The organism is Bellilinea sp. (assembly GCF_034432615.1).
Classification (GTDB): Bacteria; Chloroflexota; Anaerolineae; order Anaerolineales; family Anaerolineaceae; genus Bellilinea.
The window spans coordinates 1-16,647 of record NZ_DAOUBL010000394.1; the positions used below are offsets into that span (position 1 = coordinate 1).

Consider the following 16,647-nt stretch of genomic DNA (forward strand, 5'->3'; position numbering starts at 1 on the left):
CATTGAACCAACCCTGCTCAAGGGGGATCGCAACAATTATCTGGCTGGGGTTGTCCTTCAGGATAACCGCGCAGGCATTGCTTATGTGGATATCACAACCGGTGAGTTTTTGGCCACCGAACTGACCGATGAGGGCGATACTGAAAACATCCTGCGCGCTGAACTGATTCGCCTGCAGCCGGCTGAAATTATTCTGCCGGAAGCATTGGAACTCAATCATAACCTGCCGGGACATGTGACTCGCTGGCAGACCTGGCGTTTTGAAAGCGGGCGCTGTCAGGAAACACTTTTACGACATTTTGAAGTGGCTTCGCTGGATGGCTTTGGCTTGCGCGGTAAAGCGCTGGCAATTCGCGCAGCCGGGGCAATCCTGCAATACCTTCAAGAAACCCAGCCTTCGGCACTGCGCCTGCTGAAACAGATTGCTACCTACACGCTGGGCGATTTCATGGTGCTGGATGCTGCCACCCGCCGAAATCTTGAGCTTACTGAAACCTTGCGCAGCGGTGGAATGGAAGGCTCACTGTTAAGCGTTTTGGATCACTCCGTTACCCCCATGGGCAAACGGCTGATCCGTCAGTGGGTGAGCAAACCGCTCCTGGATATTCCTGCCATTCAACGCCGTCAGGATCGAATTGCTGAATTATTGGAAGATGGCATTCTGCGCAGCGAATTGAGGGCAAGCCTCCGGCCGCTGGTTGATCTGGAACGCCTGACCAACCGGATAGTAACCGGCCACGCAACCCCCCGCGATCTGGTCAGCCTGCGCTCAACCCTGCGCCTGTTGCCGCTGATTCGGCAACGGATACCCTCCCATCTGAAGCACCTTTCTGAGCTGCTGGAAAACCTTCATGACTGCCCTGAAGTTTTAAACCTTCTGGAAGCAGCTATCAGCGATGATCCGCCTGCTACGCTGCAGAATACTGGAATAATCCGCCGCGGTTATTCAACAGAGCTGGATTCGGTGATTGACTCATCCGCCCACGCCCGTGAGTGGATTTCGCGGCTGGAAGAGGTGGAACGGGAGCGCACCGGCATCAAGACCCTCAAGGTGGGATATAACAAAGTCTTTGGTTACTACATTGAAATTTCTCGCGGCGCAGCCCACCTTGCCCCCGCCGAATACATCCGCAAGCAAACCCTGGTCAATGCTGAACGCTTCATCACCCCCGAAATGAAGGAATACGAGGCGTTGGTGCTGAACGCAGAGGAGCGCATTCGAGAAATAGAGAATCGTCTTTTCCAACAAGTCTGCCTGCAAATTGCCGTGGCTGCGCCTAAACTGCTGAGCAGCGCCACGGCACTGGCGGAACTGGATACGCTTGCCTCACTGGCAGAAGCGGCTGCCATCGGCGAGTACTGCCGACCCCAACTGACCGAGGATAACACACTGGATATCCGCGACGGTCGCCACCCCGTAGTGGAACGGACACTGATCGGTGAACGGTTTGTTCCCAATGATGCCGTATTTGAAGCAGGAGAAACGGTTCGCATCATCACCGGCCCGAATATGAGTGGCAAGTCCACCTTTCTTCGTCAGGTTGCCTTGATTGTTCTCATGGCGCAAATTGGCAGTTTTGTGCCAGCCCGTCAGGCAACCATCGGGCTGGTGGACCGCATTTTTACGCGCATCGGCGCTCAGGATGAAATCCATGCCGGGCAGTCCACCTTTATGGTGGAAATGGTCGAAACGGCCAATATCCTGCACCATGCTACCAACCGCAGTCTGCTGATCCTGGATGAAATTGGACGCGGCACCAGCACTTACGACGGTCTCTCGATTGCGTGGGCAGTCGTGGAGTACATTCACAATCACCCTCGCCTGCGAGCGCGCACGCTCTTTGCCACACATTACCACGAATTGACCCAACTCGGTGAATTGTTACCCGGCGTGCGCAACTACAACGTTGCCGTAAGCGAATCCGAAGGCAAAGTGGTGTTCCTGCATAAAATTGTGCCGGGTGGCGCCGACCGCTCCTACGGCATCCACGTTGCGCAACTGGCCGGCCTGCCGCAGGCGGTTGTGCAGCGCGCCACCGAAATTCTGCGTCAGCTGGAAGCCTCAGCCGGAAAGGCTGTACGCATTGACCCGCTGGCTGCCCGGCAAATTGCCCTCTTTCCAGAGACCAATCCATTACTGGACGAATTGAAAAAACTGGATATCAATAATCTCTCGCCCATCGAAGCGCTGAATAAATTATATGAATGGCAGCGCAAATTTTTAGATAAATCCGATTAACCTAAAATCGCTCAATGTCCGACTGTACAAAGGGGAAGGACAGCTGTTCGTAACGCAGCCGCTCGATGTGATTCATGAACACCTGATCCCCACGCAGACTGGAGCGCCACGAACGCACCTCCGCCAACCGCTCTTTGGCTGCCGGAATCAGATCAATGCCGGTAGCCTGTCGCACCCACCAGATCGCCTGCGCTGCACTGACCACCACAATTCGCGGTTCGATCCGATCAAAATCTTCAAAAAACCAACCGCAGGAAGTAAACATGCGTTGTTTATACAGCTGCGCCCGCAACAGTAAATCTATCCTGTGAAGCTGATCCTCTTCCAGAGACTGATTCAATTCTCTTTGAATCAATTCCCTCACAGAAATCTTTCCATGCAGTACCTCAATATAGGCATATAGTAATTGCCACGGGTCATCGGTGTAAGGTGAAATTGAATTGACAAACTGTTCATCCACCTTGAGAGCAACCCAATCCAGGGCCTGCCGCAATTTAGACTTCCAATCGCCATTCGGAGCGCACGGGCAGGCTTCTTTCCAGCGTGCCACACCGTGGTGACAGCTCCACGAGGTATTTTCGCGTATGCGCGCTGTACGGCTGGCAGGATGCTGTCTGAGCCATAAACCCGGGTAGGTGAACTGCACCAATCGCGGGTGTGAAAATTCACGATGAGTCAGGTAATACAAAAACTTATCGCGGAAAGGCTGGTGATGCCCATATAACTCACCATCCGAAGCAATGATGTACAACCTGGCTTCATCCGAAGGATGCCCGTTTGTTGAAAGGCGTGGCAGGATAAATTCAGTCATGAATCGGTCGCCATTGGAGGTTGCCAGCGGGTCAAAACTCACCCGCATGCTCAGCTCGGCTTCATAGAAAAATACGGTAATGCGCCGGTTTTCCCCCACATCTACCCAGTAGGGTTGTCCAACGTCTACTTGAGAATCTTCGGACTGCCAGGGTGCAAGAATGGTAAATTCAATTCCTTCATCCGCCAGAATTTGCAGGGTTTCCATATCAACGGCTGCTTCCGGCAGCCATAAACCGGCTGGCAGGTGACCAAATCGGTATTCAAAATCGGCAATACCCCATCGAATTTGGGTTATTTTATCATGACGATTTGCCAGCGGTAAAATGGTGTGATGATAGGGTTGGGCCATTCCATTGCCCACCCCAAAACGTTGATAGTTGCGCCTTTCCTGCTCGACAATTCTGGCAAAGGTGGCCGGGTCATAGGAAATCATCCAGTTGATCAGGGTCGGGCCGAGATCGAAACTGATTTTCTCGAAATTGCCCAATTCAGCATTGGGGCGGTAACACTGATCATGAATCCGCTCATTCCAATTCCGATAGGGATGTGCCCCCGGTTCTTTGGGCACCTCACCGGTGAGGGGATCTTCACGTACCGGTTGGTAATAATGACCATGAATACAAACGGCTTTTTCGCTCATCTACAATACAAAGCCCCTTTTTCGGCCAGGTTGTTTGATGGGTTGTGTCAGGTAATTCAGCTGCCGGTAAAAACGGGCTGGTAATATTCCAAAAGTGCGTGGGATCGAATCCAACAGGGTTGTACGATCAACCGCAAGATAATCCAGCCAGTATATTGAAACCGGGAAGTTGGGGAACTGATCGGCAATCAGCGCCAGCAAACGGAGCGTTGGGGGAGACACACTCCAAAACCGCCGATGAACACCGGCAGCCTCCATAATGTAAAGCAAAACCTGACGAAAAGAAAGCGCTTCAATTCCGCCAATAGAAATGGTTTGACCGATCAAATCATCCCGTTCAATTGCCAGTGCCAGACAATTAACCAAATCCTCAATCCAAACCGGTTGCAACCGGGAACTCCCCTCGCCGGGAATCAGCACAAAACCCGGCGAAATGCGCAACAAACGTGAAAATGCAGTGGTAAATTGATCACCCGGTCCAAAAATGACCGCCGAACGGAGAATGGTGTAATCCAGCCCCGAACGAATCAGAATATTTTCGGCCAGTCCTTTTGCGCGCAAAAGGGGATAGGCAGATGCCTGATCGGCCCCCAGATGGCTCAAATACAGAATGCGTTGAATACCCGCCTCTTTTGCGGCGTTGACCAATCCCTGGGTCCCCAGCACATCTACCTCGGTCAGGTTTCCCCGCCCGCTTCGTCGCTCACAGCCGGCAAGGTGAACAATTGTATCCACACCACGCATCGCTGCCCGTAGGCCACGCTCATCGCGCAGGCTGCAAACAGCTGCATCCACCGAAATACCACGCGGAAGTTGGGGGGAAACTTTGGAGGGGCGCAACAAAATCCGCACTGCTTTGCCGGAGGCAATCAGGTGTTGGACAAGTGCTTTACCAACAAAACCGGTACCACCGGTTATGAGAATCATGACTGGTTGAATTATAGCAGAATTGTCCATTTTTATTGGAGATATTGGTTAACGTTTGACTCCCTCCAAATGGCATAGAACTTGCATTTTAAGTCGTCAATCCTCCCTGTTTTGAAAAATCACCGGTGAAAAAGCCATGAACTCGATTACACCTTTTCCTTTTTCTTCTCGTCAGAAACTTGGTTTTCATTATTTCCCGGATACTCTGCATTACACCGAAAAAGACTTGCAGCAGTGGCTGCCTCTTTTAATGGATTTGGGTGTTGGGTGGCTGGTTCTTCGCACCGAGATCAACAGGGCTATACCCGAATACTTCATCGGCGGGTTGCTAAAGGCTGGAATTCAGCCAATCGTTCAATTCCCGATCAGTCTGCAAAGTCCCCCGGATCTGAAATCCATTTCCCCATTGATTGAAGCGTATGCGAGTTGGGGGGCAACTTTTCACCAGTTTTTTGACCGACCCAATATCCATCAATCCTGGCCGGCAAATCAGTGGGCTCAGCAAGATCTGGTTGAACGTTTTTTGGATCGCTATTTACCGCTCGCCGGACTTTGCATTCAGACTGATGCTTATCCCCTTTTTCCACCGTTGGAACCAGGTGGAAGTTTTTGGGATACCACCTTCCTGCGGGCTGCTTTACAGGCGATTGAACGCCGCAAGTTAAACATGCTGCTGGAGCGGTTGATTCTCTCCGTTTATGGCTGGACTTTTCAACGCCCGCTGAACTGGGGGGAAGGAGGTCCGGAACGCTGGCCGGAAGCCCGTCCCTACTTCACTCCCCCCCACTCGCAAGATCAGCGTGGTTTCTGCACCTTTGATTGGTACAGCGCGATCAGTGAAGCAGTGCTTCAAAAAAAGTCCCCGATGATACTTCTGCAAGCAGGGCTGCCCGCTGCGCCTGAAACATTGCAAGCGGACTCTGCAAAATTGCCCGAAATAGATGAAAACTATGTTGAAATTCTCAACCTTCTAAGCGCCTCCAGCATGCCCCAAACCGCCGCTGGCAGCACGGGGCTCATTTTGCCTGAAGAAATCATCAGCGTAAATTTCTGGCTGCTGAGCGCCGAGCAGGATACGAATTTTTCGCCGTTTGCCTGGTTTGAAGAAACTCAACCGGCGCGCAAAGCAGCTTTTCACCTCTGTGCTGCAAAAAACATTCAGACGAAGCGACCTTTGGTGCATGGAATTCTGGATGAAGACTCCTTGCGAAAAGCAATTCGTCCCCTTCAGCATTACCTTTATCTCGGTGAAAATGGAGAAGTCAATCTTGCTTCTCTTTTGCAAAAACATTCAACTTTCATCCTGCAGCATCTTCCTACAATAGGTTTCTCACTGGATGAAGCCCGACTGGCAAACCGCATTACTATGGCAGTAACAGCCGAAAAAGTTCCGGCAGATCTTCTGGAAACTTTACAAAAACAAGGCTGCCAGATTGACTGGTTGGAGTGAGGCTGGCACGACTATTGCATCTTGGTGATTAAGGAGCGGAAAACCATGAACATGACCATTCACACCCCCTCATCTCAATCCACATCACCCAGCGGATTACATAAGCCAGTTTTGAAGGTCATCGGTTTAGGTGGCGGTGGATCGAACGCCATTAACCGCATGATCGAGTTGGGTATCAGCGGCGTCGAATTTATTGCAGCCAACACCGATGCTCAGGCGTTGAAAAACAGCCTTGCGCCCACCAAAATTCAACTGGGGCCGCGGCTGACCAGAGGACTGGGCGCCGGCGGTGACTGGAAAATTGGCGAAGCCGCAGCGGAGGAAAGTTACAAAGAGCTCAATTCCGCGCTGGCCGGCGCAGATATGGTATTTCTCACCGCCGGCATGGGTGGCGGCACTGGAACCGGAGCAATTTCCATTGCTGCAAGGGTGGCTCGCGCTTTGGGCGCAGTAACAGTCGCTGTGGTTACCACCCCGTTTGGTTTTGAAATTGGACGCCGCCAAACCAATGCCCGTGAGGGTCTGGCGCGTCTGCGCCCATATACTGATACCCTCATCACCATTCCCAACGACCGGCTGCTGAAAATTGCCTCGCGAGACCTGACCCTCGAAATGGCCTTCCGGTTGGCGGATGATGTCCTGCGACAGGGCATTCAGGGTATATCTGAATTGATCACAGAACCCGGATTAATCAATGTGGATTTTGCCCATATCCGCACCGTGATGCAATCCGGGGGAGGCTCGCTGTTATCCATTGGTTTCGGTCAGGGGGAACGCAAGGCTCAAAAAGCCATCGAACAGGCTCTCCACCACCCCTTGATTGATGATATTCATCTTGAAAATGTATCCGGCATTATCGTCAACTTCACCGCCGGCTCAGACCTGACCTTTATGGAAGTCATGGAAGCACTGACCGAATTGCAGGAAAAAACCAACAATCAGGCCGAAATTATCCCCGGTGTGATCACGGATGAACGCATGGGAGATCGCGTTGAGGTGATCATGGTTTTGACCGGCATTGGAGCAACCCCGATTGAAGTACCCAGGGTTGCCGCTCGTCCAGTCCAACAACCCGAAGCGGTGGCTGTTCCCACTCCCGCGCCTCGCCCCCTACCGATTATGGAGCGGACCGAAACCTCCCCTGCCCAGGAACCTGCCGCAATTCAAGCGGATTTGGATATTCCCGCATTTCTGCGCCGCCGAGTCAGATAAAAATACAGGAAGCACTCATGGATGCCAAAGTCCTCCAAACTGTATGCCGGCAGGTGTATCAAAAACACCCCGAAGTGCGTGGAGTAACCCCCAAGGTCAAACCTCAAACCAGCACCACTTTTTTGCTGATTTTTGAGAGTAAAGCGACCACAGCTAACGGTCAAACAATCCGGCATACCATTCGAGCCGTCGTAAGTGCTGAGGGGAAAATCACCAAACTGACCTCATCCCGTTGAACTGGAGGTTGATCATGAATGGTTCACTGTATAACAAATGCGAATTGATCTTTTGGGATGTGGCAATTGACCTTCTCACCCGCTCGGTTTGGCTGCGTAATTTGATCCGACAGGCGGTTCTGTTGAAAAATACACCTGACCTGAAATTCTACCTGTCTATAGTGATCTTCAGCGGTTTGTTCGGATTCTTTGTCGGTTTTTCAATCCCCCACTTTCTGCAATTCCTGCGGTGATTTCCATGAAACGTGCTTTGCAATCGGGAATTGTTGGATTTTTCCTGTGTTTGTTGATCTTTCCACTACAAACCATCCAGGCTGTTCGTGGTGTACCCGGCTCGCCAGATTTTGGTTATGGAGCCTGGATTCATCCACAAAGCGCACTAAACATTGAAGGCACTCAGATGGTAGGTGAATTACCCCTCGACTGGGTAGCCATTCCGCTCGATTGGGCAGAGGCCATGCCGCAAATTTCCAGTTCGCCTGAATTAGGTGCACTCGATGCGGTATTTGACGCCCTCACCGGACGCGGGGTAGTGGTCATGCTTCGCCTTTACAATCCACCCGGCTGGGCAAAAACCGAAACAGGACTGAACGCCGATATTACCGCGCAGTGGCTTTTTTGGCTTTATCAGCGTTATCAGCCCACACTGCGTGCCGTCGAATTGCTGCCGGCAGCCAATACACGCCAGGGTTGGGGCAATACTCCTGATCCCTATCAGTACGCAAACTTCTTTATGGAGGTCAAGACTGCCCTTAACTCACGTGGAAGTGACCTGCTGTTGATTGCCGGTGGTCTTCAACCCCTGAATCCCGCTTCAGACAGTGAGGATTGGGATGATCTCGATTTCCTTCAGGCTTTATATGATTATGGAGCAAAAACATGGATGCCGGTTTTGAGCATTCAGATGCCGGTACTGAGTGGTGACCCCGTTCGCCCTGCTTCTGGAGAGGATCCTTTTGCCTTGCGGCATTATGAACTGGTTCGCCAAACCATGTTGAACAATGATCATGCAGAAGGCATCCTCTGGGTTACCTTGATTAACCCACCCGATGGTACAATAGACGTAGCCGATCAAAAGTATGCTCAGTCGGTACAACAAGCAGAGTGGCTGAAGCAGGCATTGATTCAGATGCGTTCTCAACTTTATATGGGGGTGGTATTTTTATCCAGTTTGAATCCTCCCCCTGCTGGCAAACCATTCGGAAATCAAACCGCCTTGCTGACCGGGCGGCAGACTTATCACCCCTTTTACTCTGCCTTGCAGGCTGTAATTCAACAAACCAACCCTTCCGCCACCAGCAATCGCCCGGGACGACCAAAGAGCATTCCTATTCCCAAATGTCAAAATAAAAAATAGTCATAAAATGCGCAAATTGATCCTCCTCCTGTCCATCCTCGCCTTCTTTGCCTGTCTGGCGGCAGGGATTTTTATTGCGCAAAAATCGCTTGAAGCAGCTGGCGATAAGGAACATACCCCTGAGATAAACCGTCCTGCTTCACCCCACCAGCAAAATATCTTATTAATTCACATTGATCAACTGGAGAAAAACCAACCGGAACTTATCTCGGTTTGGGGCCTGATCCTCTATTTTCCAGAACCTAAAATCATCATGCAGCCGATTTACCCCTCGCCAATCGGGCAAGAGAGTTTTCCTTTGAGCGCATTCAGAATAACAACAGATAAAACGCTCAACCCTCGTTTCATACAGCAAGTTTCATTGCAAACTCAAATGGCATGGGACAATTATATTTTGATGGATCATCAGGCAATTTCGTTCTTCGCCGCAGATCTAACATCAGATGAGGTGTTTTCCCCATCCGACCTGACCGATGGCGTGATAGCGGTTGAGCGTATTTACTTATCGCGGCTCTGCGAGCAATTTGTTGCCTTGGAACACACTGCTTTTCAGAAAATTCATTGGACTCACATCATACCCGATCATTGGCGTTCCAATCTACCTTTTGACGAGGCAATTCTTCACTGGGAAAAACTGACTTCTCCACAAAGCCCTATAAAATGTGAAGTGTTTGGAGAATAAGACTGTTTTGATGTTATAATCTAAAAGTTAATATATTTTGCTCTGGGCAAGTCCAGAAAGATTGGAGATAAACATGAATCAAAAAGCCGCTCCCACAGTGGTTGCCGATGATGTGGTCGTCACCATGGCGTACACTTTGACCGTCAACGGCGAAGTTATTGATACCTCAGAAGAATCAGATCCCTTGATCTTCTTGCAGGGCTACCGGAACATTATTCCGGGTTTGGAAAGAGAATTATATGGGTTGAACGTCGGTGACTCTAAAAAAGTGATCGTCAAACCGGAAGACGGCTATGGTGATGAAGATCCTGAAGCCTTTATGGAAGTTCCGCGCAGCGACTTTCCCAAAGAAATTCCACTGGAAGTTGGCACCGAACTGGAAATTCGAGACGAAGATGATGAAACTTTGCTGGCAACCATTGACCGGGTTACCAAAGACTCGATTCGGCTGAATTTCAACCATCCGCTGGCGGGTAAAACCCTCGAATTTGACGTCAAAATCCTTGACCTGCGCGCCGCCACAGAAGAAGAATTGGAACACGGCCACGCCCATGGTGGAGAAGAAGAAGATTTCGACGAATTTGAATTTGAGGACGAGGAAGAAGAGAATTAAGTGAAAAACACGACCGGTTTCTACATCGAACCGGTCGTGATTTTTTTTAGTTTAGTTAAATAAACTCAATCCAACATCCCATAGCGTTTCATTGCTGTGTGTAAAATCATCAGCACCAGTTCGCTATGACTGATACCATCGGCTGCCGCTTCGATGACAATATCCGAAATTCCCGGAGACAACCCCGGCAGCGGATTTACTTCCAGAATGTAGGGTTTCCAGTTGTCGTTCGCGTCTAACCGAAAATCAACGCGGGCCACATCCAGACATCCACATACCCGGAAGACAGCCGCTGCCAGCCAGTTCAATTCATCTACCATTTCATCATCCAGCGGAGCCGGGCAGAGGTAGTTCAAATCCTCGGCCAGCTGCACTTTCAGCCGGTTTGAATAAACCACGTCGCTATCTGCAAACGGCTTCAAGTCCACTTCCATCGGCGGGAAAAAGCGAAGCCCGGCTTGAATACGAGGGGCATTCAAATTTTGCGGCAATCGGCGGGCAACCGGCCCGATCAGGTTTCCGACCATGCCCACCGTCACTTCCCGTCCTTCAATATAACGTTCTACCAGTACCGTCTGCCGATATTTTTCCAGAACGTAAGCCACCTGTTGGCGTAATTCTTTCTCATTGTGAACAATGGAATTGGCGCTGACTCCCATGCCGGTGCCTTCCCGGCTGGGTTTAACGAACAAAGGAAATTGCATCCCTTCCGACAGTGGTTCATCTGGGCGTTCAAAGGATTGAAAATCGGGCGTAGGCAGATCATGATAGGTCAGTACACGCTTGGTCATTGGTTTGTCCAGGGCTAACGCCAGGGTTAGCACTTTGGAGCCTGTGTAGGGGATCCGCATCATCTCCAACAAAGCCGGAATTTGAGCCTCTCGTGCATCTCCGAAGTGGCTCTCACAGATATTGAAACAAATATCCGGTTGATAGCGTCCCAATTCCTCCACCAGGCGAAGATCACCCTCAAAAAATTCTGCCTCGTAACCGCCGGAGCGGATGGCATTCACAATAGCATTGACGGTTGATTCAGAATCCAGATCATCCCACTGATCGGCCGGCATTCCCTCCCAGCGGGGAGCATTTTTCTTCAAATTGGCCAAAACGGCGATTTTTTTCTTCATTTTGTAATCTCACTCACATTTCAAAAAGAATATCCATGCCTTGAAGCGGTATGGATTCTGCGAAAAGATAATACCTATCCGAATTCACAATTGCAAGTATACTCAATATCAGATTAAAGAAAAGAGGTCATTTGGAGCAACTATGGAAAATTCAGAAATTACCGACTTAATTCGCTCCCATTTGCTGGAATCGGGCAATCCGGTGATTTTGAATGACAAAATTTATCTGTGTTGGGTGGGTGACCATCCTCCCTCCATTATTTCGGATTTGAATTGCTGGGATGTAGAACATCCAATCCAGTTTGAGCTGCTTGAAAATGATTTATGGATCTATTCTTTCAAATTACCGTGGGGGTCTTACATTGAGTATGCCTTTCTCCGCAATAATCGCCGCATTCACGATCCTCACAATCCTCACCGCACACCCAATGGGATGGGAAAATTCAATCACTTCTTCACCTTCCCATCCTCCGAGATGAAAAATTTCCTCCCCGAAGAACCGCCCCCGCTCAAAGGCAGCCTGACCAGCCTGCGCCTCCCCACAAATCAACTGCTGGCCGGTAAAAAGCGCAAAGTCCATTTTTACCAACCCCCAACGAAGGAACCCGTCCCTTTGATGGTGATGTGGGATGGTAAAGAATACCTGGAACGGGCATTCCTCCCCCACCTGATCGAAGAATTGGTTGAATTGGGAAAAATTCAGCCCGTTGCCCTGGCATTAATTGAAAATGGCAGGCGCTACCGCACGATGGAATATTTTTGCTCCGAAGCAACCCTCGGATTTATGCAAATGGCGGTGATCCCGGCCGCATTGCAGCATCTGAACATTCTCTCCCCATACGATGAAAAAGGCAGCCTGGCTATCGGCGGCGCTTCGCTGGGCGGGTTAATGGCGTTCTATGCCGCTTTGCGTTTACCGCAATGGTTTGGTAAAGTGCTGTCCCAATCCGGTGCATTCGCCATTGGCGATCAAAAACTGGTGGTGTGGAGCTTGATCGAGCATCAAGAAACCCTGCCGCTCAAGATCTGGCTGGACTGTGGAATGTTCGAATCCCTGCTGGAAACAAACCGCCAAATGGCAGCGTTGCTCGACCAAAAAGGGTATGAATTTCAATATAGGGAAAGTCCCAGCGGTCATAATTACCCGGCCTGGCGGCGACTGTTGCCGGAAGCCCTTATCAACCTTTTCGGTCAGTAAATCATGCCCAAAAATCCCGCTTCACCCACAGCAGGCTTTCCAGTCCGGCGGGTTTACATTTGCGGTAACGGCAAATGCACTGACCGCCCGGCCGCCCAAAGGGTATTTGAACATTTGCTTTCGTTAATTCAGGCATACCATCTGGATGATTTTGATGCCCCCGCCCGTGTCAAGTGTCAACTGGCAGGCTGCCTGGATGTTTGCAAAAATGGGGCAACAATGGTGATTCAACCGGATGGAATTTACTACTGGAACATTGATGAAAAAAGTGCGGAAAGAATTTTCTTTCAACATTTGCTCAACAATCAACCGGTTGAAGAGTTAATATACAGGCCAAATGATTAAACCAAAATTTCGTGTAAGTATGCTTTTCCGAATTAAAAAACTTAAAATTCACCACGAATTTGTCCAGACATCATCAAAAATACTTGACTCCGATTGCCAATTTTCCTATAATAAAAGTGCAGGGAGCTCAAAGGAATTGATGGCTCCTCGACGGGTAACCGGGAGTTTTTGGTAAAACTGAGAGTTTGAGGGTCAAACCTTAAAAACAGATTACCTAAAAAGACTGTGTACAGTCACCCCGGAAGGTGCATTCGCTTCCTGGTGGGTTGCGGAAAACCCCTTCCCCTGAAAAAACGGGAAGTAAAAGCCAGAGAAGGATGCCCAAGGAAAACGACGAGGAACGCAAGTAGGTTACTTTGAGCCCCTGCTCATTCCACCCCCGGTCGAACAGCCGGGGGTGTTTGTTTCATTTATCCTTAACTTTCCCCTTCAATACTTCCGGCTTGAGCAGTCCAACAAACGGCAGATTGCGATAGCGTTCGTTGTAATCCAACCCATAGCCAACCACAAAACGATCCGGCAGGTCAAATCCTTTGTATTTCAACGGGATGTCAATCAAGCGGTGTGCCGGTTTGTTGAATAACACACACACTTCCAGGCTGGCAGGGTTGCGATCCCGCAGGCTGCGCAGCAGATAACCCAGCGTCAGGCCTGTATCAACCACATCTTCCACAAACAACACATGCCGACCATCAATGGGAATTTCCAGGTCTTTGATCAGCCGCACCATCCCCCGCTGACGGGCTTCGGCGGAGTAGCTGGCAACCGCCAGAAAATCCACCTCATTGGGAATGGTGATGACCCGCAACAAATCAGCCATCAGGAAGAGGACGCCCTTTAAAACCCCCACCAGCACCGGATTTTTATCCGCATAATCTTGAGAAATCTGCTCCCCCAGCTGATTAACTTTCTGACGAATTTGTTCTTCCGTAATCAGGATTTCACGAATATCCCTGCCGAGTTCGCCGTATTTTGCCAGAATATCGTCATTCGTCATCGTTTCGCTTTTGAGCCTCCGTCCCTTGCAAATGATTGGCTTCGTCAAACAATCCATATTTGACCATTAAGTCGCGCATCTCCCGTCGTTTGAGCAGTTTGATTTTGATGTGCGGGTACAACTGGTTCATCAGCCGGATTTTTTTGTTTTTGCGGGTGGACAGCTGCGGTCTCAGCGTGGTAAGTTCAATGTATAAATCCTGCTCCGGCAGGTAAAAGTCTGGGGAAAAGGCAAGGGTGACATTGCCATTCTCGTCCCATTCCAGAGGAAAAGTGTGCGGTTCATATTCCCAGCGAATTCCGTAAAAATCTAAAATACGGGCAAAAATTTCCTCTGCCGGATGTGCAAACACAGGTCTTTTTTGTTCATCCTGCGACAATGAAAGAATACCTCTTTCTCTCGATAAAATTCTCTGAAGGGTCAGACGGTGATTCTGCTCAACGCATGGCAGATCATTTCGGCAGCCACTTCGCAATTGATCCTTCCCGTGTTGATAACCAGATGATACAAACAGGGGTCATTCCAATCCACCTGATAATAGCGCGCAAGGTACAATTTTCGCGCCCGATCACTGGCCAAAATTTGCGCTCTGGCAGCTTTCGGATTGACCTTCTTTTCCTCCACAATCCGTTGGATGCGCACTTCTTCATCCGCAATAACACGCACGTGAAATACCCGTGGATGTCCTCTCAGGACAACCTGTCCCGCCCTGCCGATGATCACCACTCTGCCGGCATCGGCCAGTTCATGGAGCACCTGACTGACAGCGTTTAAGTAATCCTGTTGTTGCTGGCCGGTGGGATTGACCCCCAGCAACCCCAGTTCATCAATCATTGCCAGAGCAACTTCCGGTGCTCCTGCGCGCAAGGCCGCCTGATTAATCAAGTCCCGCCAGACCAACTGATACCCCATCCGCTCGGCGATCAGCCTGCCAATCACCGAACCCCAACTGCCCATCTGACGGGAGATGGTTACAACATCCATAACAAAATTATAGCATGTCCCTGTTTTAGTTCGTGGTATGATTCATTCGTGATTAATTATCCCCTATCCTCAGCGAGGTGAGCAACATGAACCCGCGGTTAAAATTCCCCTATGAATTTATCGGCGAAATTCTCATCACTCAGGAACAAATCCAGCAGCGAGTGGCTGATTTAGGTGAACAGATAACACAGGATTACCAACATAGCGATAAGTTGCTGCTATTGGGCTTACTGCGGGGTAGTGTGATGTTCATGACTGACCTGATGCGCCACATCCGCCGCCCGATGACCATGGACTTCATGCTGGTTTCTTCCTACGCCGGCACCCAATCCAGCGGTTTTGTGCGCATTGACGCCGACCACAAAACCAACATCTACGGTTGGGATGTCATTCTGATTGACGATATTGTGGATACCGGTTACACCCTTTATACGGTTCGCAAATTACTTTTAGAACGCCAGCCCCGCAGCCTGAAAATTTGCGCTCTGCTGGACAAAAAGGCTCGCCACAAAGTTGATATCCAAATTGATTATCTGGGCTTTGAAATACCCGATTATTTTGTGGTCGGTTATGGACTGGATATTGACGAAAAAGGGCGCAATCTGCCTTATATTGCATCGGTTGATCTGGAAAAATACAAAAAACTCTACGCGACAGAAACAGGGGAAAAGTGAGGTATTATGAAAAAAAGAATTGGGGTTCTCACCACAGGAGGAGATAGCCCGGGTATCAATGCCGCCCTCCGTGGGCTAGGCAAGGCTGCCTCGGGGGTGTATGGGATGGAAATCATCGGTTTTCAAGACGGTTTTACCGGAATGGCGCAGGGATTGACCGTTGAGCTGGAAGGTTCGGCATTTTCTGGCATTCTCACCACCGGCGGCACCATTCTCGGCACCAATCGCGACCGACCCGACCGCGTTATCATTGATGGCGTTGCGAAGGATGCCACCGACCAGATTCTGGAAAATTATAAAAAGTTGAAGCTGCATGCGCTGGTCTGCATCGGCGGCAGCGACGCTCAAAACAGCGCATATTACCTGATGCAGCACGGCCTGAACGTCATCACCCTGCCAGTTACAATTGACAATGATTTGACCGGTACCGATACCTCCATCGGGTTTGATACTGCTGTGGAAGTGGCTGCCGAAGCAATTGACCGATTACACAGCACCGCCATCAGCCATCACCGCATCATCATTGTAGAAATGATGGGACGCGAAACTGGCTGGCTGACTCTGGCAGCCGGCATTGCGGGTGGTGCGGATGTGATTCTCATTCCGGAAATTCCCTACCACACCGAAAAAGTGGCTGAGGCCATCCTGCAGCGCAGCCATAAAGGTAAACGCTTTTCTCTGGTCGCTGTTTCAGAAGGAGCAATTTCTCAGGAAAGTGTACGTTTCTTTGAAAAAGCTCGCCTTGCCAACCGCCGTCTGCGGCAGGGAGAAGAACAATCCGAGATTGAACAGCGGCTGGACACCATCGAAAAACATGCCGCCGGTGATACCCTGCATCTGGCCAACCGTTTGGAAGACTTTACCAAACTGGAAACCCGCATTACGATTTTGGGTTACCTGCAACGCGGAGGTACACCCTCAGCAACTGACCGTGTCCTTGCCACCCAGCTGGGAACCGCCTGTGCCGCGCTCATTCAGGAAGGTGTTTTCGGCGTGATGGTCGGTACACGCTCCGGCACGGTGGTGACCACTCCGCTGGCTGAAGTGGCTAATCAGACAAAGGCTGTCCCGCTCGACCATGCCTGGCTCCAGGGTGCACGCTTGGTTGGTGTAAGTTTAGGCGACTAAAAAAATATCCCCCTCAGGGTAGTAC

The 16,647-nt window shown here is 50.3% G+C and carries 18 protein-coding genes; 12 read left to right on the top strand and 6 right to left on the bottom strand.

What is annotated here, in order from left to right; translation table 11 throughout:
- A partial coding sequence (mutS, locus tag VAE48_RS17205; protein WP_322794569.1) for a DNA mismatch repair protein MutS occupies positions 1-2,239 on the top strand: 2,239 nt, incomplete at its 5' end.
- 1 nt (position 2,240) lies between these two features.
- On the opposite strand, the gene VAE48_RS17210 is transcribed toward mutS, so the two are convergent.
- Entirely contained in the window at positions 2,241-3,692 is a 1,452-nt protein-coding gene (locus tag VAE48_RS17210) for a DUF3536 domain-containing protein (protein WP_322794570.1), read from the bottom strand.
- Positions 3,693-4,619 carry an SDR family oxidoreductase gene (locus VAE48_RS17215; protein ID WP_322794571.1) on the bottom strand — a complete coding sequence of 309 codons (927 nt, stop codon included), beginning with the start codon at positions 4,617-4,619 and terminating at the stop codon, positions 3,693-3,695.
- A 136-nt stretch (positions 4,620-4,755) separates the two neighbouring features.
- Here VAE48_RS17215 and VAE48_RS17220 point away from each other — a divergent pair, with 136 nt between their 5' ends.
- From VAE48_RS17220 to VAE48_RS17250, 7 genes are all read left to right on the top strand, one after another.
- Positions 4,756-6,069, top strand: coding sequence for a hypothetical protein (locus VAE48_RS17220; RefSeq protein ID WP_322794572.1), 1,314 nt, complete (start codon positions 4,756-4,758; stop codon positions 6,067-6,069).
- A gap of 45 nt (positions 6,070-6,114) precedes the next feature.
- Complete coding sequence (ftsZ, locus tag VAE48_RS17225) at positions 6,115-7,281, top strand: cell division protein FtsZ (protein ID WP_322794573.1); 1,167 nt, start codon at positions 6,115-6,117, stop codon at positions 7,279-7,281.
- 17 nt (positions 7,282-7,298) lie between these two features.
- Positions 7,299-7,517, top strand: coding sequence for a hypothetical protein (locus VAE48_RS17230; RefSeq protein ID WP_322794574.1), 219 nt, complete (start codon positions 7,299-7,301; stop codon positions 7,515-7,517).
- Between the two features lie 14 nt (positions 7,518-7,531).
- Positions 7,532-7,750: a hypothetical protein gene (locus VAE48_RS17235; protein WP_322794575.1), complete on the top strand. Its 219-nt coding sequence runs from the start codon at positions 7,532-7,534 to the stop codon at positions 7,748-7,750.
- 5 nt (positions 7,751-7,755) lie between these two features.
- A complete protein-coding gene (locus VAE48_RS17240; RefSeq protein WP_322794576.1) occupies positions 7,756-8,874 on the top strand; it encodes a hypothetical protein in 1,119 nt (372 codons plus the stop codon).
- Between the two features lie 7 nt (positions 8,875-8,881).
- The gene (locus tag VAE48_RS17245; protein ID WP_322794577.1) at positions 8,882-9,556 is read left to right on the top strand and encodes a hypothetical protein; all 675 of its coding nucleotides are present in this window, start codon (positions 8,882-8,884) and stop codon (positions 9,554-9,556) included.
- Positions 9,557-9,629: 73 nt separating this feature from the next.
- Positions 9,630-10,169: a peptidylprolyl isomerase gene (locus tag VAE48_RS17250; RefSeq protein ID WP_322794578.1), complete on the top strand. Its 540-nt coding sequence runs from the start codon at positions 9,630-9,632 to the stop codon at positions 10,167-10,169.
- Positions 10,170-10,234: 65 nt separating this feature from the next.
- Here VAE48_RS17250 and VAE48_RS17255 read toward each other — a convergent pair whose 3' ends face one another.
- Entirely contained in the window at positions 10,235-11,296 is a 1,062-nt protein-coding gene (locus VAE48_RS17255) for a hypothetical protein (RefSeq protein WP_322794579.1), read from the bottom strand.
- Between the two features lie 142 nt (positions 11,297-11,438).
- On the opposite strand from VAE48_RS17255, the gene VAE48_RS17260 reads away from it, so the two are divergent.
- On the top strand, positions 11,439-12,494 hold the full coding sequence (locus VAE48_RS17260) for an alpha/beta hydrolase-fold protein (RefSeq protein WP_322794580.1): 1,056 nt from the start codon (positions 11,439-11,441) through the stop codon (positions 12,492-12,494).
- A 3-nt stretch (positions 12,495-12,497) separates the two neighbouring features.
- The gene (locus VAE48_RS17265; RefSeq protein ID WP_322794581.1) at positions 12,498-12,839 is read left to right on the top strand and encodes a (2Fe-2S) ferredoxin domain-containing protein; all 342 of its coding nucleotides are present in this window, start codon (positions 12,498-12,500) and stop codon (positions 12,837-12,839) included.
- Positions 12,840-13,245: 406 nt separating this feature from the next.
- Here VAE48_RS17265 and hpt (VAE48_RS17270) read toward each other — a convergent pair whose 3' ends face one another.
- From hpt (VAE48_RS17270) to VAE48_RS17280, 3 genes are all read right to left on the bottom strand, one after another.
- The gene (hpt, locus tag VAE48_RS17270; RefSeq protein ID WP_322794582.1) at positions 13,246-13,836 is read right to left on the bottom strand and encodes a hypoxanthine phosphoribosyltransferase; all 591 of its coding nucleotides are present in this window, start codon (positions 13,834-13,836) and stop codon (positions 13,246-13,248) included.
- On the bottom strand, positions 13,826-14,188 hold the full coding sequence (locus VAE48_RS17275) for a hypothetical protein (RefSeq protein WP_322794583.1): 363 nt from the start codon (positions 14,186-14,188) through the stop codon (positions 13,826-13,828). The genes hpt (VAE48_RS17270) and VAE48_RS17275 overlap by 11 nt, the downstream gene beginning before the upstream one ends.
- 68 nt (positions 14,189-14,256) lie before the next feature.
- Positions 14,257-14,820, bottom strand: a complete 564-nt coding sequence (locus tag VAE48_RS17280) for a cytidylate kinase-like family protein (protein ID WP_322794584.1) — start codon at positions 14,818-14,820, stop codon at positions 14,257-14,259.
- An 86-nt stretch (positions 14,821-14,906) separates the two neighbouring features.
- Between VAE48_RS17280 and hpt (VAE48_RS17285) the strand changes: the two genes are divergently transcribed.
- Both hpt (VAE48_RS17285) and VAE48_RS17290 read left to right on the top strand, forming a co-directional pair.
- Positions 14,907-15,494: a hypoxanthine phosphoribosyltransferase gene (hpt, locus tag VAE48_RS17285; protein ID WP_322794585.1), complete on the top strand. Its 588-nt coding sequence runs from the start codon at positions 14,907-14,909 to the stop codon at positions 15,492-15,494.
- A 6-nt stretch (positions 15,495-15,500) separates the two neighbouring features.
- Positions 15,501-16,622, top strand: coding sequence for an ATP-dependent 6-phosphofructokinase (locus tag VAE48_RS17290; RefSeq protein WP_322794586.1), 1,122 nt, complete (start codon positions 15,501-15,503; stop codon positions 16,620-16,622).
- Positions 16,623-16,647: the final 25 nt, after the last annotated feature.

What these genes read in the sequence shown, in the direction of transcription:
- hpt (WP_322794582.1), bottom strand. Translation starts at nt 13,836, where the DNA reads ATGACGAATGACGATATTCTGGCAAAATACGGCGAACTCGGCAGGGAT.
- hpt (WP_322794585.1), top strand. Translation starts at nt 14,907, where the DNA reads ATGAACCCGCGGTTAAAATTCCCCTATGAATTTATCGGCGAAATTCTC.
- VAE48_RS17250 (WP_322794578.1), top strand. Translation starts at nt 9,630, where the DNA reads ATGAATCAAAAAGCCGCTCCCACAGTGGTTGCCGATGATGTGGTCGTC.
- VAE48_RS17220 (WP_322794572.1), top strand. Translation starts at nt 4,756, where the DNA reads ATGAACTCGATTACACCTTTTCCTTTTTCTTCTCGTCAGAAACTTGGT.
- VAE48_RS17290 (WP_322794586.1), top strand. Translation starts at nt 15,501, where the DNA reads ATGAAAAAAAGAATTGGGGTTCTCACCACAGGAGGAGATAGCCCGGGT.
- VAE48_RS17240 (WP_322794576.1), top strand. Translation starts at nt 7,756, where the DNA reads ATGAAACGTGCTTTGCAATCGGGAATTGTTGGATTTTTCCTGTGTTTG.
- VAE48_RS17245 (WP_322794577.1), top strand. Translation starts at nt 8,882, where the DNA reads ATGCGCAAATTGATCCTCCTCCTGTCCATCCTCGCCTTCTTTGCCTGT.
- VAE48_RS17215 (WP_322794571.1), bottom strand. Translation starts at nt 4,619, where the DNA reads ATGATTCTCATAACCGGTGGTACCGGTTTTGTTGGTAAAGCACTTGTC.
- VAE48_RS17260 (WP_322794580.1), top strand. Translation starts at nt 11,439, where the DNA reads ATGGAAAATTCAGAAATTACCGACTTAATTCGCTCCCATTTGCTGGAA.
- VAE48_RS17265 (WP_322794581.1), top strand. Translation starts at nt 12,498, where the DNA reads ATGCCCAAAAATCCCGCTTCACCCACAGCAGGCTTTCCAGTCCGGCGG.
- VAE48_RS17235 (WP_322794575.1), top strand. Translation starts at nt 7,532, where the DNA reads ATGAATGGTTCACTGTATAACAAATGCGAATTGATCTTTTGGGATGTG.
- ftsZ (WP_322794573.1), top strand. Translation starts at nt 6,115, where the DNA reads ATGAACATGACCATTCACACCCCCTCATCTCAATCCACATCACCCAGC.
- VAE48_RS17255 (WP_322794579.1), bottom strand. Translation starts at nt 11,296, where the DNA reads ATGAAGAAAAAAATCGCCGTTTTGGCCAATTTGAAGAAAAATGCTCCC.
- VAE48_RS17210 (WP_322794570.1), bottom strand. Translation starts at nt 3,692, where the DNA reads ATGAGCGAAAAAGCCGTTTGTATTCATGGTCATTATTACCAACCGGTA.
- VAE48_RS17230 (WP_322794574.1), top strand. Translation starts at nt 7,299, where the DNA reads ATGGATGCCAAAGTCCTCCAAACTGTATGCCGGCAGGTGTATCAAAAA.
- VAE48_RS17280 (WP_322794584.1), bottom strand. Translation starts at nt 14,820, where the DNA reads ATGGATGTTGTAACCATCTCCCGTCAGATGGGCAGTTGGGGTTCGGTG.